This window comes from Kitasatospora sp. CB01950, assembly GCF_001905465.1.
Classification (GTDB): Bacteria; Actinomycetota; Actinomycetes; order Streptomycetales; family Streptomycetaceae; genus Kitasatospora.
On sequence record NZ_LISX01000001.1, the window covers coordinates 391,922 to 410,890 of the forward strand.

The following is an 18,969-nucleotide window of genomic DNA, read 5'->3' on the forward strand; positions in this document are numbered from 1 at the left end:
GTGACCCAGGGGTTGCTGCCCGGTTGCCCCGTCGATTCATTACTCTCGGGTAGGTGACCACAGGAACAGACCCGCTCGCCCCGCTGACCCAGCTGTCCGGGGTCCCCGAGGCCGTCGCAGAGGTGCGCAAGAACGTCGACCGCCTCTACGGACACCGCGTGATGCGACGCCGGGCGGGCGAGGTGACGTCCGAGTCCGCACTACGCGGCGCGCGCGCCTCCGCCGCCCTGGAAGGCGCCGACTGGCCGCTCGAAGAAGTCCGCCGCCGCACCGACTTCGGCGCCGACCCCGAGGCCCGCACGATCGGCGCGGCCCTGCGCCTCTCCGCCGAGGCCGGCCAACTGCTCAGCGTCTGGCGCACCTCCCCGCTCCAGGTGCTGGCCCGCCTCCACCTGCTCGCCGTCGGCGACGCCGACCCGTCCGCCGGCCGCCCGCGCCACCCCGGGGAGAGCACCGCACCGCTGTTTCCGCGCGAACTCGCCGCCACCGAGGGCGCCGCGCCCGACGGCCCGGTCGGCGAACTCCCGCCGCCGCCACCCGCCGACGAGGTGGCCGCCCGCCTCGACCAGCTCGCCGGGCTGCTGGCCGCCCGCGCCGAACGCCCCACCGGCGGCGCGCCCGCCCTAGTGGTCGCCGCCGTCGTGCACGGCGAACTGCTCGCGCTGCGCCCCTTCGGCACCTACAACGGCCTGGTCGCCCGCGCCGCCCAGCGGATCGTGCTGACCGCCGAGGGCCTCGACCCGAAGGCGATCTGCCCCGCCGAGGTCGGTCTCGCCGAACTCGGCACCGCCGCCTACCGGCAGGCGCTGCTGGGCTACCTGGAGGGCACCCCCGAGGGCATGGCCCGCTGGCTCCGCCACTGCGCCACCGGGCTCGGCCTGGGCGTCCGGGAGAGCACCGCGGTGTGCGAGGCGATGCAGCGCGGCATGGTCTGAACCGGCAGGAGCCCCGGCGCGGTTGCGCCGACTCCGCGCACGCGGTCGGGGCTCACCCGGTCGGTGCGCGCGGTTGCGGCCCACATGGTTGCGGCGACGTCCGAGACTTCCGGGCGTCGCCGCTGGCACGGAGACCGGGTTACCAGTGCATGCACCGTTCATTGCCCATCAGGCGGGATCCTGTTGCCCTTCGCCTGGTGCGGCGGCCCGACAGCGGGTCGGCTGCATGTGGGTGCCCGATTGTCCGTGCGTGGGGTCCGTGGGGCCTGAACTGCGTTGTCGGAACGACCCTGTTGGGTCCTGACCGGGTCTCGCGGGCCTAATCCATTTCTACCGCAGATCAGACGGAAGGGGAACCCGGAAAATCTAGGTTTGCCGGGTTCCCGTGTGGTTTGTCCGATTTGGCGAACCGCTGCCCCGTGCAGGACCGTTCCGCCCGGCACTGCGCGGTTCGCGGCTCAGGTCGTCGGGCGCCGCCGCCGCGCGCTGTACCAGAGCACCCCGGCCGTCAGCGCCGCCGCGCCGACCGCCACCGCGGCCAGCACCGAACGGCTCGGTGCGCGGAACTCCGGGAGTCGACGCGTCAGTTCGACCGGCCGGCTGAACACCAGCACCGGCCACTCGCGCGCCACCGCCTCCTTGCGCAGCGCCCGGTCCGGATTCACCGCAGCCGGGTGGCCGACCGTCTCCAGCATCGGCAGGTCGGTCGACGAGTCGCTGTACGCATAGCAGTTGGCGAGGTCGTAGCCCTCCCGCTCGGCCAGCTCGCGGATCGCGGCGGCCTTGTTCTCGGCGTACGCGTAGTACTCGATCTCGCCGGTGTAGCGGCCGTCCTCGACGTGCAGACGGGTGGCGATCACGTGGTCGGCGCCCAGCAGTTGGCCGATCGGCTCGACCACCTCGGAGCCCGAGCTGCTGACGATCACCACGTCCCGCCCGGCCGCGTGGTGCTGCTCGATCAGCGAGGCCGCCTCGTCGTAGATGATCGGGTCGATCATGCCGTGCAGGGTCTCTGCGACGATCTCCCGCACCTGCTGGACGTTCCAGCCCCGGGTGAGCGCCGACAGGTAGGCCCGCATCTTCTCCATCTGGTCGTGGTCGGCACCGCCGACCAGGAAGACGAATTGGGCGTAGGCGCTCTTCACCACCGAGCGGCGGTTGATCAGGCCGCCCTGGTAGAACGGGCGGCTGAAGGCGAGTGCGCTCGACTTGGCGATGATCGTCTTGTCGAGGTCGAAGAAGGCGGCGGTCCGCGGCACGCCGTACCCGGGTCGGGCGGGCGCTGTGGTGTCCGTTACGGGCTCGGTGGAGTCCGGTGCGTCGGAGTCGGCACCGCGGTCGGCGAAGTCGGCGTTCTCGGTGGTGTCCACGGGAACCGAGGATAGAGGGACCGGCAAAACAGGCGGCCATTCGGTGGACCCGGAGGCGTGCGGGTTTGTGTTTCTGGGCGGTCGGGTACACCATGGAAGTCACGGATCGTTCGCGCGACCGTGCTAACCCGGTCCGGCTCCTCCCCCCCGAGCCGGGCCGTGGATAGACGACCCCCGCTCTCCCCCCCGGCGGGGGTCGTCGCATGTCCGGGGCCATTTTCCTAGGCAATTGAGCCTCCAGGGAGTGGCGTGACGGGCGGTTCAGGGGGGCGCTCCAGCGGTTTCCGAGTCGCTGTCGAGGGTTCTTTGCACCCCATCGATTTGTCACGCTCCGTAGTGGATCGAACGTCATATCGGTATACCCGATGCGTCAATTCCGAACTGATTTGACCCCCGTCCGAGTGAGTCCGGTTATCCACAGGGGCGGGTTATCCACAGGCATTGCGAACTCCGCTGACACATTCCGCGCCGTCCCCCACCGTGGTGTCCGCGACGCCGCGCCGGCCCACCCGGGCCGCCGCGTCCGACGCGCCGTCAGACCCGTCCCGCACCACGCGGAGGCCCGCCTTGTCCGCATTCCTCACCGACCCGCACGCCACCGGCCCCGAGCCCCCGCTCGGCCCGCTGATCCTCACCGCTGACGAGAACCTCGCCGAGCAACTCACCCGCCTGTGCGCCGCCGCCGGAGCCGAACCACGGCTGCTCAGCGGCGCCCCACCGCCCGCCCGGCTGTGGGAGAACGCCCCACTGGTGCTGGTCGGCGACGACCTCGCCGAACGGTGCGCCGATCTGCCCCGTCGTCCCGGCGTGCTGCTGCTCGGGCTCGACCTCGACGACGGCGAGATCTGGGTCCGCGCCGTCCGGCTCGGCGCGGAGCACGTGCTGTTCCTGCCCGACGCGCAGTCCTGGCTGTTCGACCGGATCGCGGACGCCACCGAAGGCGTCGGGCCGCCCGCGCTCACCGTCGCCGTGCTCGGCGGGCGCGGCGGCGCCGGGGCCTCCACGCTGGCCTGCGCGCTCGCGGTCCGCGCCGCCGGGGCCGGGCACCGCACGATGCTGATCGACGGCGACCCGCTCGGCGGCGGACTCGACGTCCTGCTCGGCGCCGAACAGACCGGCGGCCTGCGCTGGCCCGACCTGGCCGCCTCGCGCGGCCGGATCAGCGGCACCGAGCTCGCCAAGGCACTGCCCGAACTACACCGGCTCAGCGCCCTGTCCTGGGACCGCTCCGACACCCTGACCATCCCCGCCGAAGCCATGCGCAGCGTCCTGGCCGCCGCCCGCCGACGCGGCGGGCTGGTCGTCCTCGACCTGCCCAGACACCTCGATGCGGCGGCCGCCCAGGCCCTCGAACAGGCCGACACCGGGCTGCTCGTGGTCCCCGCCGAACTGCGCGCGCTGGCGGCCGCCGACCGGGTCGCCGCAGCCGTCCGGATACGGCTCGCCGACCTACGGGCCGTCGTCCGCACCCCCGGGCCGTCCGGCCTCACCGCCGCCGACATCGCCCGCGGCCTGCAACTGCGCCTGGCCGGGGAGCTCGCCCCCGAGCCCGGCCTCGCCCTGGACGCCGAACGCGGCGCCCCGCCCGGCCTGCGGGACGGCGGGCCGCTGGCCCGGTTCTGCGGGCGATTCCTGACCGAAGCGATGCCGCCCGTCGTGGCGGCCTGAGGAGAACCCATGGCCAACCGTCTGCACGCCGTCGACACCCACCCCGTCGATCCCGGCGCCGCCGGGCACACCGGGCAGCCGAGGCCCGCCCGGCACCCGATCACCCGTACCCACCGGCGCATCGCCGTGCCCCGCGCCCGAGCCCTGCTCGGTGCCCCGCCGGGGCCCGCCGAGGACGCCGCCCCGGCCGAAGCCGGCCCGCGCACCGGCCCGACCGTGCGCCACCTGGTCCGCCGACGACCGCCGGCCACACCCGAACGGGACGGGCCGCCGACGGCCGACGGGGGCGCCGAACTCGTCGACGCCGTCCGGCTCCGGCTCGTCGAATCCGGAGCCGCGCCCACCACCGGCTCGGTCGCCGCCGCGCTGCGTGCCACCCGGCCACCGCTCGGCGGGGCCGACCTGCTCAACACCGTCCGCAGCCTGCGCGCCGAGATCGTCGGCGCCGGGCCGCTCGACCCGCTGCTGGCCGAACCCGGCGTCACCGACGTCCTGGTCAACGGGCCAGACCAGATCTGGATCGACCGCGGCAAGGGCCTGGAACGCGCACCCCAGGTGCGCTTCCCGAACACCGACGCCGTCCGTCGGCTCGCCCACCGACTGGCCACCGCCGCCGGTCGCCGCCTGGACGACGCCCGCCCCTGGGTGGACGCCCGGCTGTCCGACGGCACCCGGCTGCACGCCGTCCTCCCGCCGATCGCCGCCGACTGCACCCACATCTCGCTGCGCACCTGCCGCAGCACGCCGTTCACGCTCGCCGAACTGGTGGCCGCCGGGGCCCTGCCCCCGTCCGGCGCCGACCTGCTGGGCGCCGTGCTCCGGGCCCGGCTGTCGCTGCTGATCTCCGGTGGCACCGGCAGCGGCAAGACCACGCTGCTCGCCGCGTTGCTCGGGCTCGTCCCGGTCGACGAACGCATCGTGCTGGCCGAGGACTCGGCCGAGCTGCGGCCGGACCATCCGCACGTCGTCCGACTCCAGTCCCGCCCGCCCAACCAGGAGTCGCTGGGCGAACTGACGCTGCGCGACCTGGTCCGGCAGGCGCTGCGGATGCGGCCCGACCGGCTGGTCGTCGGCGAGGTCCGCGGTGCCGAGGTGGTCGACCTGCTGGCCGCCCTCAACACCGGCCACGAAGGCGGCTGCGGCACCGTCCACGCCAACACCGCCGCCGATGTGCCCGCCCGGCTGGAGGCCCTCGGCGCGCTCGCCGGACTCGACCGGCAGTCGCTGCACAGCCAGCTCCGGGCCGGGCTCGACGCCGTCGTCCACCTCGGTCGCGACCGTGCCGACGGCCGCCGCCGGGTCACCGGCCTGCACCTCCTGGTCGCCGCCCCGGACGGACTGACCGCCACCACTGCCGCCGTCCACTTCGACCGCGACGGACTCGGCCGACCCGGTCCCGGCTGGGCCCGGCTGCGGGAACTCTGCGCCGAACGCGGCGTCGAGCTGCCCCCGCACCCCGAAGCGACCGCCGAGCCCGATGCGGGCCCGAGCGGCGCTCCCTCCGACGAGACCCCGGTGGAGGTGTCGTGACGCCGGGCCGGATCGAACTGGTGTGGGCGATCGCGCTCTGCGTGATCGGGGTGGTGGCGTGGCGACGGCTGCTGCGCCCGGAAGTCAGGAGGTCGTGATGGCAAGGGAGTTCGAGGCTGTGGCAGCGATGGCATCGGCCGGCGGTGCCACCTGCGCGGTGACTCTGCTCGGTGCGGCCGCCGGACTCGGCGCGGCGCTGTTCGGGGCGGTCTGGCTGAGGGCGGCCCGCCACCGGCAGCACGGTGACGGGCGGCTGCGGCAGATGCTGAACCGCCACCGGGCACCGGACGCCCGCCCGGCCCGGATCCGGGCCGGGTGGCGACGGCGACGGCCGCGCTGGCTGGTGCCCGAACTGCTGCTGCTCCCGATCGGAGCGGCGGCCGGGCAGGGCACCGCCTCGGTGCTCCCGCTGATCGGGGCGGCCTGCGCCGTGCTGCCGCTCCGCCGATGGCGGGCCCGGTACGCCGCAGGAAGGGCGGCGCGGCGAAGAGCCGCGGCGGTGATCGACCTGTGCGCCGGCCTTGCGGCCGAACTGCGCAGCGGCGCGACGCCCGAGCAGGCCATGCATGCGGTGGTCTCCCGGTCCGCTCCCGACTGGGCCCGTCGGCTCGGCCCCGAGCCGACGGCCCGGCTGGCGGCGGGCTGCTACGGGGCAGACCTGCCCGCCGCCCTCCGGCAGGTGGCCGAACTGCCTGGCGGGGAGGGCGCGGCGGCGATCGCGGCCTGCTGGCGGGTGAGCACCGAGAGCGGCACGGGGCTGGCGTTCGGGCTGGAACAGGTCGCGGACGCGCTGCGCGCCGAGCGGGCCCTCGCCGAGGAGATCGCGGGCGAACTCGCCGGTCCACGCACCACCGTGATCGTGCTGGCGGCCCTGCCCGCCGTGGGAATGGGCCTGGGCGGCGCACTCGGCGCCCACCCGGTCCAAGTCCTGCTGCACACCCCGGCCGGCCTGCTCAGTCTGCTCGCCGGGGCGGCCCTGGAGGCCGCCGGCATCGTCTGGACCGCCCGGATCGTCCGGGCGGCCGAGGACGCCCCGGCCCGACCCCACCCGGTCGAACGCGCGGCCCGACACGGTCCGGTCCGGGCTGCGGTCGGCGGCTGCGGGATCTCCCGCTCGCGGCAGGACCGGTGGCTCACCGCCGTACCGCCCCTGGCGGGCGATCACCTGGCTGTTCGGGTGGATCGGTGGGAGTGAACGGGTGCGCCGGTCCGGTCCGGGTCCGGGGCGACCCACCGGACGGCGCGGGGAGGCGCGCCGACCGACCGGCAAATGACCTGAGTTCGAGCGACCTGAGTTCGAGCGACCTGAGTTCGAGCCGATTCCGATGCGACGGAGGTGAGGTGGACGTCATGGTGATCCTGCTGCCGGTGGCCGCCGTCGGCCTGGCCGGCGAGGTGCTGGCGACGGCGCGGAGCAGGGCGGTGCGCCGCAGGGCCGGGCACTGCGTCCCCGCGGCGGTGGCGGCCGTCCCCGCGCCGGACGGGTGGGCCGGGGCCGCCGTGCGGCGGGCGATCGGCTGGGTGGCGGGCGACCGGCCGCAGGCCGTGCTGCTCGGGGCGGCTGCGGCCGTCCTGGTCGGCGGCTGGGCGGGCCCGGCGGTCGGGTTGGCGGTGGGCTGGGCGGGGTGGCGGCTGCTGCCCCGGGTCCGGTCGCCCGGCGAACGTCGGCGGGCCACCGAGCGGGACTGGTTGGTGCGTCAACTGCCGCTCACGGCCGACCTGCTGGCGGCCTGCCTCGGGTCGAGCGGTTCCCCGGCCGGGGCGGCCTTCGCGGTCGCCGAGAGTGTGCCGTCCCCGATGCGGGAGCGCCTGACCGGCGTGGCGGCCCAACTCTCCCTCGGCGCCTCCCCGGAACGCTGCTGGGAGCAACTGGCCGCCGACTGCCCGCCGATGGCGCCGCTCGCCCGCTGCCTGGCCCGCACCACCCTCAGCGGCACACCGCCGGCCACCGCCCTCGTCGGCCTGGCGCAGTCCCAACGGGCGGCGGCCGCCCGGGCGGCGCACGCGAGGGTCCGCCGGGCCGGCGTCCTGGCGACCGCGCCGCTCGGACTCTGCTTCCTGCCCGCGTTCGTGCTGATCGGAGTCGTGCCGGTGGTGATGGGACTGACCGGCGCCTTCTCCCAGCGACTCTGACCGACCGGTCGAATCTCCGACCTTCTGAAGGGACTTCACCGATGATGACGCTCTCCCTGCCGGTCCGCCCGGTATCCGCGATCCGCGCCGTACGCAGGCTCGGCGGCTGGCTGCGCCGGCGGTACCGAAAGGTCGCTGAGGGGCCGCCGGACGCCGGAATGAGCACCGCCGAGTACGCGATCGGCACGGTGGCGGCGTGTGCCTTCGCGGCGGTGCTCTACAAGGTGGTGACCAGCGACACGGTCTCCGGCGCGCTGTCGGAGGTCCTCGACCGTGCCCTGCACGCGGCCTGAGCGCCGGGCCGGCCGCGGCCGGTCGCCGGACGCGGGGACGGTCACGGCCGAGACCGCGGTGGCCCTGCCCGCCCTGGTGCTGCTCGCGGCGATGCTGATCTGGGGCGTGGTCGCCGCGGGCGCCCAGATCCGCTGCGTGGACGCGGCCCGGTCCGGCGCCCGGGCCGCCGCCCGAGGGGACGGCGACGCCGCCGCGGTTGCCGCGGCAGCCGCTCCGAAGGGCGCGAAGGTCGCCGTCGTGCTGGACGCCACCACCGCCCGCGTCACCGTCGAGGTTCCCTGCCCGGGCCCCGGCCGCCTGGCCGCCCTCCTGACGGTCCGCCTCACCGCCGCCGCGGTGAGCGCCCGCGAGGACGTCCTGACCGACGGCAGCTGAGATTCGAGAGGAGGTGACCTGCCGTGCGAGAGCGAGACACTGCGCCGGGCCGGGCCGCCGCGTCCGACCGCGGGTCGGCGACGGTCTGGCTGGTCGCCCTGGGGCTGCTGGGCGTGGTGGTGTTCTCGGCCTGCCTGACGGTCGGGCAGGTGGTGGCCGCCCGGCACCGCGCCGAGTCGGCGGCGGACCTGGCCGCACTGGCCGCCGCCGACCGGCTGCTGCTCGATCCGGACGGCGGCTGCGGTCGGGCGGCCGAGCTGACGCGGGCCCAGGAGCGCGCCGAGCTCGTCTCCTGCCAGGTCCTGTCGGGCCAGGACGCCGTCGAGGTGGTCGTCCAGGTCCCGATCCGGGGCCTGCCCGTCCCGCTCGGCCCGGCCCGGGCACGTTCCCGGGCCGGCCCGCTGTGGGCCTGGGGCGACAGCGCCCCCGAAACGGACGACCCGTCAGCCGATCGAGCCGCCGGCCGAGTCGGACGCGTCGGCGGCGTCCGGTCGGGTGGGGGCGTGGGCGAGCAGGACGGTGAGCAGGCGGATCGCGGCGGCCTTGTCGAGGGGCTCGTTGCCGTTGCCGCACTTGGGGGACTGGACGCAGGACGGGCAGCCGCGGTCGCACTCGCAGGCGACGATGGCGTCCCGGGTCGCGGTCAGCCACTCCACGGCGCGGTGGAAGCCGCGTTCGGCGAAGCCCGCGCCGCCGGAGTGGCCGTCGTAGACGAAGACCGTCGGGAGACCGGTGTCGGGGTGCAGGGGGACGGAGACGCCGCCGATGTCCCAGCGGTCGCAGGTGGCGAACAGCGGGAGGAGGCCGATCGAGGCGTGTTCGGCGGCGTGGGCCGCGCCGGGGAGCTGGTCGAACGGGATGGTCGCGTCGAGGAGTTGGTCCTCGGTGACGGACCACCAGACGGCCCGGGTGCGCAGGGTCCGGGGCGGCAGGTCGAGCTTGCTCTCGCCGAGGATCTCGCCGGTGGAGATCCGCTTGCGCAGGTAGCCGACGACCTGGTTGACCACCTCCACCGAGCCGAAGCTGAGTCGGCCCTCGCCCCACTCCTCGGTGGTGTCGGTGGAGAGGATCGAGATCGAGGTGACGTCCCGCGCGGAGGTCGTGTACGGCGGGTTCGCGGGGGAGACCAGTGCGACCGAGGACTCCAGGTCGAACTCGCGGACCAGATAGGTGCGGCCCTGGTGCAGGTGGACGGCGCCGGTGTGCACGCTGGTGTGCGCGGCCTCCGCGTCCACGGTGCCCAGCAGCCGCCCGGTGTCCGCCTCGACGATCTGCACGGGGCTGCCGCCGCTGCCGCGCAGGTCGACGTTGTCCACGGCACGCTCCCGACGGGTCCAGTACCAGGAGCCGTCGCTCCGGCGGCGCAGCAGCCCGCGCCGCTCCAGTACCGGGAGCAGCGGCTCGCTGGACGGGCCGAAGAGCTCCAGGTCGGCGTCGGTGAGCGGCAGTTCCGCGGCGGCCGCGCACAGGTGCGGGGCGAGTACGTGCGGGTTGTCCGGGTCGAGGACGGTGGCCTCCACCGGGGTGGCGAACAGCGCGTCGGGGTGGTGGACGAGGTAGGTGTCCAGCGGGTCGTCGCGGGCGATCAGCACCGCCAGAGCGCCCTGGCCCTCCCGGCCGGCGCGTCCGGCCTGCTGCCAGAGCGAGGCCCGGGTGCCCGGGTAGCCGGCCAGCAGGACGGCGTCCAGGCCGGAGACGTCCACACCGAGTTCCAGCGCGGAGGTGGAGGCCAGGCCGAGCAGCCGACCGGTGTGCAGGTCGCGCTCCAGGGCACGCCGCTCCTCGGCCAGGTAGCCGCCGCGGTAGGCGGCGACCCGGGCGGCCAGCGGCTGGCCGAGCTGCTCCTGGGCCTGCAGGGCGACCAGTTCGGCGGCCCGGCGGGAGCGGACGAAGACCACCGTCCGGGTGCCGTCGTGGACCAGGTCGGTGAGCAGGTAGCCGGCCTCGGCGGTGGCGGAGCGGCGGACGGGCGCGCCGTGCTCACCGACGTTCTCGGTCAGCGGGGGTTCCCACAGTGCGAACACCAGCGGGCCGCGCGGCGAGCAGTCCTCGGTGACGGCGGTGGCCGGCAGCCCGGTCAGCCGCTGCGCGGTGACGGCCGGCTCGGCGGTGGTGGCGGAGGCCAGCAGGAAGGTCGGCGAGGCCCCGTAGCGGGCGCACAGCCGCCGCAGCCGGCGCAGCACCTGGGCGACGTGCGAGCCGAAAACCCCGCGGTAGGTGTGGCACTCGTCGATCACCACGTACTTCAGCGCCTTCAGGAAGGACGACCAGCGCGGGTGGGCGGGGAGTATGCCCCGGTGCAGCATGTCGGGGTTGGTCAGCACGTACGACGCGTACTGGCGGACCCACTCGCGCTCCTGCGGCGGCGTGTCGCCGTCGTAGAGCGCCACCCGGACCCGGTCGGGGACGAGTTCGGCGGCGCGCCGGCGCTGGTCGGCGGCCAGCGCCTTGGTCGGGGCGAGGTACAGCGCGGTGGCGCCGCGCCCGTTGCGGGCCTCGGTGCCGGTCAGCAGCTCGCTCAGCACGGGGGCCAGATAGCCCAGCGACTTTCCCGAAGCGGTCCCGGTCGCGATCACCGTGGTCCGCCCGGACCCGGCCAGGTCCATGGCCTCGGCCTGGTGCGCCCACGGCAGCAACACGCCGAGCTCGGCGGCGGCCGCCACCACCTCCTGCCGGATTCCTTCCGGCCAAGGGGCATAGCGTGCCTCACGGGCGGGCAATTGCTCCGTATGGGTGAGGCGATCCGACCTGCCGCGCTCGGTGGAAAGGGTCGCGAGCAGGGCCTCGGGCTGGTGGTGACGGGGCGGCATGAAGACCCAGTGTGTCACCGGCGTGACGGAGAATCGCTGTTAACCATCGTGCGCCCATGGTCGCAAGTGGTTGAATGAAGCCCGTGACGGCCGCACGGCCGAGGGCCGCAAAACCGAGGCTCCGACCTGCCGGTTTGCCGCGCCCTGGGCCTGCGACCATGCGGTTGCAGCCGCCAGGCTGAAGATCGCAATGACGTAGCAAGGCAAGGTGCTGGAGGTTCCGTGGACCTGTCCCTGTCGACCCGTACTGTCGGCGATCGAACGGTCGTCGAGGTTGGCGGCGAGATCGATGTGTACACCGCCCCCAAGCTGCGCGAGCAGCTTGTCGAGCTCGTCAACGACGGCAACTACCACTTGGTCGTGGACATGGAGGGCGTGGACTTCCTCGACTCCACCGGCCTCGGTGTGCTGGTCGGTGGCCTGAAGCGGGTGCGTGCGCACGAGGGTTCGCTGCGCCTGGTGTGCAACCAGGAGCGCATCCTGAAGATCTTCCGGATCACCGGTCTGACCAAGGTCTTCCCGATCCACAACTCGGTGGACGACGCCGTCGCGGCGACCGACTGACGTTCCGTCGGTCCGCCGTTCCAACCGAATCTTCTCGATCGACCTCCGCCGGTCGGCCGGGCTATGAGCCCTGCCCGGCCGGCGTGGTCGGTGTTCCCGCCCCCGCCGTGCGGGCCGGTGTGCCCGGCGGCGGGGAGCAACCCCGGAGGGGAGACATGGCAACCGTCGAACTTCGATTCAGCGCACTTCCCGAGCACGTGCGCACTGCCCGGCTGGTGGCCGCCGCGGTGGCCAGACGCGCCGGGGTGGACGAGTCGGTGCTCGACGAGTTGCGACTCGCCGTGGGCGAGGCCTGCTCCCGGGCGGTGGCGCTGCACCAGCGCAACGGCCGGGACGGCGCGGTCCGGGTCGCGCTGACCGAGCAGGAGAAGCGTTTTCTCATCGAGGTCGCCGACGAGGCCGGCCCGGCGCACGCTGCCGGTGCCGCGGGCGGCGGCGGCCAGGAGGACGAGGACGCGCTCGGCCTGGCCGTCATCACCGGCCTGGTCGAGGACGTCGAGGTCGGCCACGGTGACGACGGCGGCGTGATCCGGATGAGCTGGACGATCAGTCCGGCCTCCGCCGACGCCTGAGCCCTGCCGCGCCCGCGCCCGTACAGCCCGAGCCCCGTACATCCGTGCACCGGACCTTTCCCGTACCCTGCGGGGCCCGCTGAGCTGCGCGGATGCGTTCGGCTGCGGCCTTCCCGGTCGGCGGGTGCGGGCGGCCGTGTAGGTTCGCTGGTCGATGCCCGGGACCGGGTGTCAGCGACCGAAAGGGCCCCGGTGAAGAAGCGACTGGTCACCGTCTCCGCGCTCGGCGCGCTGCTCGCGCTCGCCGCCGTCGGCTGTTCCGCCGATGACTCGGCGAAGCTCGACGGCTGGGCGAAGAACGTCTGCGACGCCGCGCGGGACCCGATCTCGCAGTCCCGGGCGGCGCTCGCCGACACCGGGAACGTCAAGGAGGGCGAGTCCCCCGTCGACCTGCAGAAGCGGCTGTCCACCGACCTGGCCGCGCTGGCCACCACCAACCAGCAGCTGGCGGACGCGGTGCAGAAGGCCGGCGTGCCGAAGATCGACAACGGGGCGAAGGTCCAGCAGGACGCCGTCAACGAACTGAAGCAGGTCGCGCAGGGCTTCCTGGACGCGCAGAAGAAGCTGGACGGGCTGACCAACGCCGATCAGGCCAAGTTCGCGGACGGTCTGCGCAGTGTCGGCGACCAGGTGCAGCGCCTGTCCCAGGTGTCCACCGGCGCGCTCGCCACGCTCCAGAGCGGACCCCTCGGCGACGCGATCAAGAAGCAGCCCGGCTGCAAGGCGGCCGCCCCCGGCGCGCCCGCCGCCGAACCGTCCGGCAGCGCCGGCCCGTCGACCGGCGCCAACCCGTCCGGTGCCGCGTCCGGCGGTGCCAGCGCCAACCCGTCCGGTGCCGCGTCCGGCGGTGCCAGCGCCAACCCGTCCGGTACGCCGTCCTCCGGCAGCCCGTCCTCCGGTGCCCCGTCCTCCGGCGCGCCCGGGCAGAGTTCCGGATCGCCGTCCCCGAGCAAGAGCTGACGGCCGGTCGGCCTGCAGCAGGTGCGGTGGGCGGGCCTGAGCGGGGCGGGCCGGTGGACGGGGGAGAATGGCGGGGTGACGAACAGCCCCGTTCTTGATTCCCGCCGAATCGCGGAGTTCCGGGAGGCGCTGCTGAAGGCCTCCTTCACCGCCGACGGATTGCTCGACCTGCTCGGCCCCGCCGCCTACGCGGCGCTGGCCCGCAGCGAGGCCGTGCCGGCGCTGCGGGCGACCCGCGGCGGCTCGCCGTTGGAGACCCTGGCGCGGCTGTTCCTGCTGCAGCAGCCCGTGGAGGAGACCGCCGCCGCGGCCGCCCTGCCCGTCGAGGGCCTGCTGGCCGACGGCTGGCTGGTGCGCGACGGCGCCGAGCTGCGCGCCACCGTGGACGTGCGGCCGTACGCCGACGAGGTGGCCGGCCTGCCCAGCGCGGACGCCTGGGTGGTGTCCGACCTCGGCTGCGCCGTCGGCGGCGCGGGCGGCATCGGCTCCGGCCGCACCGACGCCGGTGTCGAACGCCGCGACCTGGTGCTCGGCGTGGGCGGCGCGTCCACCACGCTGGCCAACCTGACGGTGCGCCGCCCGGCCCGCGAAGTGCTGGACCTGGGCTCCGGCTCCGGCGTGCAGGCGCTGCACGCCGCCCGACACGCCCAGCGGGTCACCGCCACCGACCTCAACCCGCGCGCCCTGCACTTCACCCGGCTGACCGCCGCACTGTCCGGTTTCGACAACGTCACCACCGCCGAGGGCAGCCTGTACGAGCCGATCGGCGAGCGGCGCTTCGACCTGATCGTCTCCAACCCGCCGTTCGTGATCTCCCCGGCCGGTCGGTTCACCTACCGGGACGGCGGCATGGCCGGCGACGAGCTGTGCCGCAGCGTGGTCCGCGGTGCCGCCGCCCACCTGGAGCCCGGCGGCCACTGCCAGCTGCTGGCCAACTGGCAGCACGTCAAGGGCGAGGACTGGCGCGACCGGCTGGCCGGCTGGGTGGCCGGCACCGGCCTGGACGCCTGGGTGGTGCAGCGCGAGGTGCAGGACGTCGCCCAGTACGCCGAGCTGTGGCTGCGCGACGGCGGCGACCACCGCGGCGACGAGTACCGGGCCCGGTACGAGGAGTGGCTGGACAGCTTCGAGGCGGCCGGCGTGGAGGCCATCGGCTTCGGCTGGATCACCCTGCGGGCGTCCGGCGCGGACGAGCCGGTGGTGCGGATCGAGGAGTGGCCGCACCCGGTCGAGCAGCCGCTCGGCCCGCACATCGAGGAGTGGTTCGCCCGCCAGGACTTCCTGCGCGGCCACGACGACGCGGGGCTGCTGGCCGCCCGCTACCTGCTCGCCGACGAGGTCGTGCAGGAGCAGATCGGCGCACCCGGCTCCGAGGACCCCGAGCACGTGGTGCTCCGTCACAACCGGGGCATGCGGCGCGCCACCAAGGTGGACACCGTCGGCGCGGGCTTCGTCGGCGTCTGCGACGGCACGCTGGCCGCCGGGGAGATCGTCGACGCGATCGCCCAGCTGCTCGGCGAGGACGCGGCGCAGCTGCGGGCCCGGGTGCCCGAGTCGCTGCGGCTGCTCACCGAACAGGGGTTCATCGAACCGGTCCGCTGAACCGCCCCCGGAGGAGACGGCGCGGTGACATTGATCACCCGATGGGCCTTCGCATCCCGCGGGATTCCCCTGGGTTCTCCGAGGTTCCCCGGCGTCCCCGGGTGACCGGCGGGGTCCGGCCGCGTTGAACACCCAGGCGCTCCGGCAGCCGCGTTCACCCGGGCGTTCCCCCGGCGTGGCCCGGCGGACGCCGGGTGTCCGCCGCAGGTTGTCCACCGACTGCCAGGGTGCTGTCCACAGGCTGTGGACAGTGCGGGGGAGGACCGGGTGGAGACGCCGACGACGCTGGTGGGCGGGGTGGTCCTGGCGGCCTTCGGGAGCGCACTGCTGCTCTGGTGCGCCGTGGAAGTGCGCCTTCGCCACCACCTGCGCCGCAACGGCGTGCCCGCCACCGCCCAGGTCGTCGCCGACCGGGACCGCTCCGAGGCGATGGACAGCAGCCCGCTGCTCTCCTACCCCGTGGACACCGCCGGCGGACCCGCCGACGCCGGACTCGGCACCGTCCACGAGCTGCGCCCCGACCCGGTGGGCCGCCTGGTGGTGTCCCGGCCGCGCGGGCACACCCCCCTGCGTCGCGCGCCGCGGCTGGCCGCCGGGGCGGCCGTCCAGGTCGCCTACGACCCGCGGCGGCCGGACCGGGTGGTGCTGGCCGCGCACGAGGAACTGCCCGCACTGCCCGCCGATCTGTTCTGGACGCTGCTCGGCAGTTCGGCACTGGCGGGCGGCCTGAGCCTGCTCGCCCTCGCCCTGCGCTGAGCGAACAGGCAGCGCCGAGCGAACCGGCAGCCGACCGAACCGGAGCCGCGCGCACCGGCCCTTCAGACCCGACCGTTCAGGCCCGCCTGAGGCCGACGCCGATCACCGCGGCCCGTTCGCCGCAGCCCGTTTCGCCGCGGCCCCGACCCGTCGAGGCCCGCCCATCGTGGCCCGTCCGGTTACGGAGCGCACTGTTCCGTTCCTCTTTCTCCCACCGTGTCCGGCACCCGAAGAAGCCGGTCACACCGCGTGGCCCGGCCCCGCCGAAGGCTCGCTTGGCCGGGAAAGACATGCCCGAAGAGCGGACATCGGGTTACCGTTCGAGTGGCGTCGGTCGGCCTTGCCGGTGAAAACGCGACATCCGTCCGTTTGACAAGGGTGGCCAGGGTACGGTCACACTCCGCTGGTGGGACCGTCGCTGTGCGACTGCCCAGGAGCTTTGGTAAACGACCGGGAGAGAAGAGCGAAGGTGTCCCCGAGCAGCGAGACCGCCCACGGCAAGCGACTCGTCATCGTCGAGTCGCCGGCCAAGGCCAAGACGATCAAGGGCTACCTCGGGCCCGGCTACATCGTCGAGGCCAGTGTCGGTCACATCCGCGACCTGCCCGGCACGGCCGCCGAGGTCCCGGACGAGTACACCGGCGAGGTGCGTCGCCTCGGGGTCGACGTGGATCACGACTTCGCTCCGATCTACGTGGTCAACGCGGACAAGAAGTCCCAGGTCACCAAGCTGAAGTCACTGCTCAAGGAGTCCGACGAGCTCTTCCTCGCCACCGATGAGGACCGCGAGGGCGAGGCCATCGCGTGGCACCTGCAGGAAGTGCTGAAGCCCAAGGTGCCGGTGCACCGGATGGTCTTCCACGAGATCACCAAGGACGCCATCCAGGAGGCCGTGCGCAACCCGCGCGACCTGAACAAGCGCCTGGTCGACGCGCAGGAGACCCGCCGCATCCTGGACCGCCTCTACGGCTACGAGGTCTCCCCGGTGCTGTGGAAGAAGGTCATGCCGAAGCTGTCGGCGGGCCGCGTCCAGTCCGTCGCCACCCGCCTGGTGGTCGAGCGCGAGCGCGAGCGGATCGCCTTCACCTCCGCCTCCTACTGGGACCTGGTGGCCACCTTCGGCACCGGCCGCACCGCCGCCGACGCGGCCAACCCCGAGACCTTCGGTGCCCGGCTGGCCTCGGTCGACGGCAAGCGCGTCGCCACCGGCCGCGACTTCGGCACCGACGGCCGCCTGAAGAACGCCGCGAACACCCTGCACCTGGACGAGCAGGCCGCCCGGGCGCTGGCCGCCGCGCTGGAACAGACCGCGTTCAGCGTCCGCAGCGTCGAGTCCAAGCCGTACCGCCGCTCCCCGTACGCGCCGTTCCGCACCACCACGCTGCAGCAGGAGGCCAGCCGCAAGCTGGGCTTCGGCGCCAAGCGGACCATGCAGGTCGCGCAGAAGCTGTACGAGAACGGCTTCATCACCTATATGCGTACCGACTCGACCACGCTGTCAGACACCGCGATCACCGCCGCCCGCGCCCAGGTCACCCAGCTCTACGGAGCCGACTACCTGCCGGCCGCGCCGCGCACCTACGCCTCCAAGGTGAAGAACGCGCAGGAGGCGCACGAGGCGATCCGCCCGTCCGGCGACCGGTTCCGCACGCCCGCCGAGACCGGGCTGTCCGGCGACGACTTCCGGCTGTACGAGCTGATCTGGATGCGCACCGTCGCCTCCCAGATGAAGGACGCGGTCGGCCAGTCCGTCACCGTCAAGGTCGGCGGCCGCTCCGCCGACGGCCGGGACGCCGAGTTCTCCGCCTCCGGCAAGATCATCACCTTCCACGGCTTCCTGAAGGCCTACGTCGAGGGCGCCGACGACCCGAACGCCGAGCTCGACGACCGCGAGCGCCGGCTTCCGCAGGTCTCCGAGGGCGACCCGCTGGCCGCCGAGCGCCTCACCCCCGAGGGCCACGCCACCAAGCCGCCGGCCCGCTACACCGAGGCCTCGCTGGTCAAGGAGCTGGAAGACCGCGAGATCGGCCGCCCGTCGACCTACGCGTCGATCATCGACACGATCATCAACCGCAAGTACGTGTTCAAGAAGGGCACCGCCCTGGTGCCCTCGTTCCTCTCCTTCGCCGTGGTCAACCTGCTGGAGAAGCACTTCGGCCGGCTCGTCGACTACGACTTCACCGCGAGGATGGAGGACGACCTCGACCGGATCGCGGCCGGCCAGGCCGAGTCCGTGCCGTGGCTCAAGCGCTTCTACTTCGGCGAGGGCGAGGCCACCGGGGCCGCCGTCGGCGCCGCCGACGCGGGCAACGGCGACGGCGACCACCTCGGCGGCCTGAAGGAACTGGTCACCGACCTCGGCGCGATCGACGCCCGGGAGATCAGCTCCTTCCCGATCGGCGACGGCATCGTGCTCCGGGTCGGCCGTTACGGCCCGTACGTGGAGCGCCCCACCACCGTCGAGGGCGAGCCCGGCCAGCGCGCCGACGTCCCCGACGAGCTGCCGCCGGACGAGCTGACCGTCGAACTCGCCGAGGAGCTGTTCGCCAAGCCCAGCGGCGAGCGCGAACTCGGCACCGACCCGATCAGCGGCAACCCGCTGGTCGCCAAGGCCGGCCGGTACGGCCCGTACGTCACCGAGGTGCTGCCCGAGGGCACCCCGAAGACCGGCAAGAACGCCGTCAAGCCGCGCACCGCCTCGCTGTTCACGTCGATGGACCTGGACACCGTCACGCTTGAGGACGCGCTGCGGCTGCTGTCGCTGCCGCGCGTCGTCGGCGCCGACGCCGAGGGCAACGAGATCACCGCGCAGAACGGCCGCTACGGCCCGTACCTCAAGCGCGGTACCGACTCGCGCTCGCTGACCAGCGAGGACCAGCTGCTCAGCATCACCCTGGACGAGGCGCTGGCGATCTACGCCCAGCCCAAGCAGCGCGGCCGGGCCGCCGCGGCCGCCCCGCTGAAGGAGCTCGGCAACGACCCGGTCAGTGAGAAGCCCGTGGTGGTCAAGGACGGCCGGTTCGGCCCGTACGTCACCGACGGGGAGACGAACGCGACGCTCCGCAAGGACGACGAGGTGGAGACCATCACCCCGGAGCGGGCGTTCGAGCTGCTCGCCGAGAAGCGCGCCCGCGGACCGGTGAAGAAGACCGCGAAGAAGGCCCCGGCGAAGAAGACCGCCACGGCCGCCAAGAAGACCACCACGGCGAAGACCACCGCGGCGAAGAAGACGGCGGCCAAGAAGACCACCGCTGTGAAGAAGACCACGGCCGCGAAGAAGACCACCGCGAAGACCGCTGCCGCGGCCAAGAAGACGGCGGCCGCGGAGTCCGCCACCGCGGAGAACACATTCGAGGAGAGCTGACGGACACTGCGTAACGGGCCTGTTCGAATCCGGGCG

15 protein-coding genes and 1 pseudogene are annotated in these 18,969 nt (G+C 74.0%); 14 read left to right on the top strand and 2 right to left on the bottom strand.

Annotation, left to right across the window (positions count from 1 at the left end; translation table 11 throughout):
• Nucleotides 1-53 precede the first annotated feature (53 nt).
• On the top strand, nt 54-935 hold the full coding sequence (locus AMK19_RS01840) for an oxidoreductase (RefSeq protein ID WP_073807480.1): 882 nt from the start codon (nt 54-56) through the stop codon (nt 933-935).
• A gap of 458 nt (nt 936-1,393) precedes the next feature.
• Here the strand turns inward: AMK19_RS01840 and AMK19_RS01845 are convergent, their stop codons facing one another.
• Nucleotides 1,394-2,194, bottom strand: a complete 801-nt coding sequence (locus AMK19_RS01845; protein WP_073808310.1) for an HAD family hydrolase — start codon at nt 2,192-2,194, stop codon at nt 1,394-1,396.
• Between the two features lie 678 nt (nt 2,195-2,872).
• Between AMK19_RS01845 and ssd the strand changes: the two genes are divergently transcribed.
• The 7 genes and pseudogenes from ssd to AMK19_RS36795 all read left to right on the top strand — a co-directional run.
• Nucleotides 2,873-3,973, top strand: coding sequence for a septum site-determining protein Ssd (gene ssd, locus AMK19_RS01850; protein WP_073807482.1), 1,101 nt, complete (start codon nt 2,873-2,875; stop codon nt 3,971-3,973).
• A 9-nt stretch (nt 3,974-3,982) separates the two neighbouring features.
• On the top strand, nt 3,983-5,503 hold the full coding sequence (locus AMK19_RS01855) for a TadA family conjugal transfer-associated ATPase (protein ID WP_241844196.1): 1,521 nt from the start codon (nt 3,983-3,985) through the stop codon (nt 5,501-5,503).
• A 127-nt stretch (nt 5,504-5,630) separates the two neighbouring features.
• Nucleotides 5,631-6,698 (top strand): type II secretion system F family protein, encoded by a 1,068-nt coding sequence (locus AMK19_RS01860; protein ID WP_073807483.1) that lies wholly within the window; start codon nt 5,631-5,633, stop codon nt 6,696-6,698.
• A 155-nt stretch (nt 6,699-6,853) separates the two neighbouring features.
• Nucleotides 6,854-7,636 (top strand): type II secretion system F family protein, encoded by a 783-nt coding sequence (locus AMK19_RS01865; RefSeq protein ID WP_073808313.1) that lies wholly within the window; start codon nt 6,854-6,856, stop codon nt 7,634-7,636.
• A gap of 44 nt (nt 7,637-7,680) precedes the next feature.
• Nucleotides 7,681-7,929: a DUF4244 domain-containing protein gene (locus AMK19_RS01870; protein ID WP_198953181.1), complete on the top strand. Its 249-nt coding sequence runs from the start codon at nt 7,681-7,683 to the stop codon at nt 7,927-7,929.
• Entirely contained in the window at nt 7,910-8,305 is a 396-nt protein-coding gene (locus AMK19_RS01875; protein WP_073807486.1) for a TadE family type IV pilus minor pilin, read from the top strand. The genes AMK19_RS01870 and AMK19_RS01875 overlap by 20 nt, the downstream gene beginning before the upstream one ends.
• A gap of 23 nt (nt 8,306-8,328) precedes the next feature.
• Nucleotides 8,329-8,646 (top strand): annotated as a pseudogene (locus tag AMK19_RS36795) (Rv3654c family TadE-like protein); the annotation flags it as partial.
• Between the two features lie 102 nt (nt 8,647-8,748).
• On the opposite strand, the gene AMK19_RS36395 reads toward AMK19_RS36795, so the two are convergent.
• A complete protein-coding gene (locus AMK19_RS36395; RefSeq protein WP_073807488.1) occupies nt 8,749-11,115 on the bottom strand; it encodes a DEAD/DEAH box helicase in 2,367 nt (788 codons plus the stop codon).
• Between the two features lie 222 nt (nt 11,116-11,337).
• On the opposite strand from AMK19_RS36395, the gene bldG reads away from it, so the two are divergent.
• The 6 genes from bldG to topA all read left to right on the top strand — a co-directional run bounded on the left by bldG (nt 11,338) and on the right by topA (nt 18,933).
• Complete coding sequence (gene bldG, locus AMK19_RS01890) at nt 11,338-11,679, top strand: anti-sigma factor antagonist BldG (RefSeq protein ID WP_073807489.1); 342 nt, start codon at nt 11,338-11,340, stop codon at nt 11,677-11,679.
• Between the two features lie 155 nt (nt 11,680-11,834).
• A complete protein-coding gene (locus tag AMK19_RS01895) occupies nt 11,835-12,251 on the top strand; it encodes an ATP-binding protein (RefSeq protein ID WP_073807491.1) in 417 nt (138 codons plus the stop codon).
• A 192-nt stretch (nt 12,252-12,443) separates the two neighbouring features.
• On the top strand, nt 12,444-13,211 hold the full coding sequence (locus AMK19_RS01900; RefSeq protein WP_073807492.1) for a hypothetical protein: 768 nt from the start codon (nt 12,444-12,446) through the stop codon (nt 13,209-13,211).
• Between the two features lie 75 nt (nt 13,212-13,286).
• On the top strand, nt 13,287-14,813 hold the full coding sequence (locus AMK19_RS01905) for a DUF7059 domain-containing protein (protein WP_073807494.1): 1,527 nt from the start codon (nt 13,287-13,289) through the stop codon (nt 14,811-14,813).
• A 267-nt stretch (nt 14,814-15,080) separates the two neighbouring features.
• The gene (locus tag AMK19_RS01910) at nt 15,081-15,569 is read left to right on the top strand and encodes a DUF3592 domain-containing protein (protein ID WP_073807496.1); all 489 of its coding nucleotides are present in this window, start codon (nt 15,081-15,083) and stop codon (nt 15,567-15,569) included.
• A 469-nt stretch (nt 15,570-16,038) separates the two neighbouring features.
• Nucleotides 16,039-18,933 carry a type I DNA topoisomerase gene (gene topA, locus AMK19_RS01915; protein ID WP_073807497.1) on the top strand — a complete coding sequence of 965 codons (2,895 nt, stop codon included), beginning with the start codon at nt 16,039-16,041 and terminating at the stop codon, nt 18,931-18,933.
• Nucleotides 18,934-18,969 lie beyond the last annotated feature (36 nt).